Genomic DNA, 2,584 nt, shown 5'->3' with positions numbered 1-2,584 from the left:
GAAGGCCGATGGCGGGCCCGCGCGCACCATCCGCGCCGCCTCGCCCTCCATCAGCGGCCCGCGCCCGTCGAGCGGCTCGCCCAGCGCATTGACCACCCGGCCGATCCACCCGGCATCGGGCCGCACGAGATCGCCGCGCGGGCTGTGCTCGACCTTGTCGCCGACCACCACCCCGGCCCATGAGCCGAAGGGCAGAAGATGCGTGCCGCGGGCATCGATGCCGACCACCTCGCCCAGCACCGGCCCACGCGCCCCATGCACGGTGCAGCGCCCGCCGATGCCCACCGCGCGCTCCAGCCCGCTCACCGTGAGCGAGAGGCCCAGCACCGCGCGCACCTCGCCGGTAACGCGTGCGTCCGAGGCGTTGCGCAGTTGCGACGTCAGATCGGAAAATGCGGTTTGCATGGTGCTGATCCCATAGTCATGCGGATTTATACATGCTATCCATGCTCGACCCGAAAGGAAACGCAAATGCTCGATGGCATGTCCTTCTTTGCTCTCGCCTCGAAGCGGCTCGACTGGCTCGCGGCGCGGCAGAAGGTGATCTCCGAGAACATCGCCAACGCCAACACGCCGCAATACCGCGCCAAGGATCTGGCCGGGTTCGATGCGGTGCTGGCCAACGCCCAGCCCGGCGCCGTCACCACCGACCCGCGCCATATCAGCAGCGGCGGCAGCCATGGCGCGCCGCGGGCCATGACCGACAGCGCCGCCTGGGAGCGATCGATCGACGGCAACACCGTCGTGCTGGAGCAGCAGACCGTCAAATCCGCCGAGGTCAGCGAAAGCTACCGCCTCGCGGCGCAGCTCTACCGCAAGGGTCATGAGCTTCTCACCCTTTCCGCCACCGGCCTGCGCTGAGCGCATAGGAGACCGCCATGGATCCGCTTTCCTCGATCAGCGCCATCGCCGCCAGCGGCATGAGGGCACAGGGCGAACGGCTCAAGATCGTGTCCGAGAACGTCGCCAACGCGGATTCGACCGGCAGCACGCCCGGCGCCGATCCCTACCGCCGCAAGACGCTGGCCTTCGAGGAGCTGGTCGATCGCGAGATCGGCGCCTCGCTGGTCACGGTCGACAAGATCGGCCGCGACAAGACGCCCTTCACCCTGATGCACGACCCCGCCCATCCGGCCGCTGATGCCGCGGGCATGGTCAAGATGCCCAACGTCAACCCGATCCTCGAAATGAGCAACATGCGCGAGGCCTCGCGCAGCTACGAGGCGAACATGAACATGTTCGAAGCCGGGCGCGACATGCGCAGCCAGATGCTCGACCTCCTCAGATAAGGCTGACCGATGACCGAGATATCCTCGATCCTCTCCACCTCCGGCGTCCGCGGCGCCTATCGCTCTTCCAAGGAGCTTTCCGGCCTGCCCGGCCCCGAGGCCGTGACCGGCAAGGGCGAAAGCTTTTCCGAGATGCTGCAAAGCGCCACGACCAATGCCGTGGGCAAGGTCCGCGAGGCCGAGGCGGTGGCGCAGAAGGGGCTGACCGGCGAGATGGGCACCCAGCGCGTCGTCGAGGCGACGCTGGAGCTCGAAAGCACGGTCAAGGTGATGGTCTCGATGCGCGACAAGGTCGTCGAGGCCTACCAGGAAATCATGCGGATGCCGCTCTGATCGCGGCACCGGCGGGGGCGCGGGGGCGGCGATGACCGAAAGAGACACCTACGACATCCTGTCGGACACGATCCTCGCGGTGCTGATCGGCTCCGGCCCGATCCTGGCGCTGGCGCTGGGCGTCGGCCTCGTCATCGCGTTTTTCCAGGCGCTGACCCAGATCCAGGAGATGACGCTGACCTTCGTGCCGAAGATCGCGGCGATCTTCCTCGGCCTGCTGGCCGCGACCCCCTTCATCTATGCCACGCTGACGCAGTTGTCGGACCGGGTGTTCGACCTGATCGCGAGCGGCGGCGCATGAGGCGGCTGGGCGTTCTCCTCGCGCTGGCGCTGACGCTCGCCCCCCGGCCCGGCCTCGCCGGCTGGGGCGATTTCTACCGCGGCAGCAACGCGCCGCCCGCGCAGGGCGCCACGGCGGGGGCCGATGCGCGGGGCGCGCCGCTGGAGCACGGCGTCTGCGTGGCCGAGATCCTGCGCGCGCAATTGCGCCACCGCATCCCCGGCAACCTGCTTCTGGCGATCGGCATCCAGGAGGCCGGTGTGACGCGGAACGGCCAGCTCACCATCTGGCCATGGGCGGTCAACGCCGCGGGCGAAGGCCGGCTGTTCGACGATGCCGGGGCGGCGCTGGGCTGGATCGCGGCGCGGCGCGCGGCCGGGATCGACAGCATCGACGTGGGCTGCATGCAGATCAACATGCGCTGGCATCCCGAGGCCTTCGACGGCGCGGCGCAGGGCTTCGACCCGGCGGTCAACGTCGAATACGCCGCGCGCTTCCTGCGCCGGCTCTACGAGGAGTTCGGCGACTGGACCGCCGCCGCCGGCGCCTATCATTCGCGCACGCCCGAGGCGCAGAAGATCTACCTCGCCGCGCTGCGCGGCAACATCGAAACCGCCAACAGCCGGATCGCGGGGTTTCGCGACGTGGCGGCCCCCGGCGCCCGCGCGTCGGCGGAGGCGCC

Annotated in this window: 5 protein-coding genes and 1 pseudogene; 5 read left to right on the top strand and 1 reads right to left on the bottom strand. The window is 69.3% G+C overall.

Annotation, left to right across the window (positions count from 1 at the left end; genetic code table 11):
* Positions 1-405: pseudogene (locus NHG85_RS15140) on the bottom strand (flagellum-specific ATP synthase FliI); the annotation flags it as partial.
* A gap of 66 nt (positions 406-471) precedes the next feature.
* Between NHG85_RS15140 and flgB the strand changes: the two are divergent.
* From flgB to NHG85_RS15115, 5 genes are all read left to right on the top strand, one after another.
* Positions 472-861: a flagellar basal body rod protein FlgB gene (gene flgB, locus NHG85_RS15135; RefSeq protein WP_253333833.1), complete on the top strand. Its 390-nt coding sequence runs from the start codon at positions 472-474 to the stop codon at positions 859-861.
* Positions 862-878: 17 nt separating this feature from the next.
* Positions 879-1,289, top strand: coding sequence for a flagellar basal body rod protein FlgC (flgC, locus tag NHG85_RS15130; RefSeq protein WP_253333831.1), 411 nt, complete (start codon positions 879-881; stop codon positions 1,287-1,289).
* A 9-nt stretch (positions 1,290-1,298) separates the two neighbouring features.
* Entirely contained in the window at positions 1,299-1,622 is a 324-nt protein-coding gene (gene fliE / locus NHG85_RS15125; RefSeq protein ID WP_253333829.1) for a flagellar hook-basal body complex protein FliE, read from the top strand.
* A 31-nt stretch (positions 1,623-1,653) separates the two neighbouring features.
* Entirely contained in the window at positions 1,654-1,923 is a 270-nt protein-coding gene (locus NHG85_RS15120; protein ID WP_253333827.1) for a flagellar biosynthetic protein FliQ, read from the top strand.
* A partial coding sequence (locus NHG85_RS15115) for a lytic transglycosylase domain-containing protein (RefSeq protein WP_253333824.1) occupies positions 1,920-2,584 on the top strand: 665 nt, incomplete at its 3' end. The genes NHG85_RS15120 and NHG85_RS15115, both read left to right, overlap by 4 nt.

Origin of the sequence: Limimaricola litoreus, from assembly GCF_024159025.1 — a bacterium.
GTDB classification, from domain to species: Bacteria; Pseudomonadota; Alphaproteobacteria; order Rhodobacterales; family Rhodobacteraceae; genus Limimaricola; species Limimaricola litoreus.
Note: the sequence above shows the minus strand (reverse complement) of the source record. Positions and strands in the feature narration are given on the sequence as shown.

What these genes read in the sequence shown, in the direction of transcription:
- NHG85_RS15120 (WP_253333827.1), top strand. Translation starts at nt 1,654, where the DNA reads ATGACCGAAAGAGACACCTACGACATCCTGTCGGACACGATCCTCGCG.
- fliE (WP_253333829.1), top strand. Translation starts at nt 1,299, where the DNA reads ATGACCGAGATATCCTCGATCCTCTCCACCTCCGGCGTCCGCGGCGCC.
- flgB (WP_253333833.1), top strand. Translation starts at nt 472, where the DNA reads ATGCTCGATGGCATGTCCTTCTTTGCTCTCGCCTCGAAGCGGCTCGAC.
- flgC (WP_253333831.1), top strand. Translation starts at nt 879, where the DNA reads ATGGATCCGCTTTCCTCGATCAGCGCCATCGCCGCCAGCGGCATGAGG.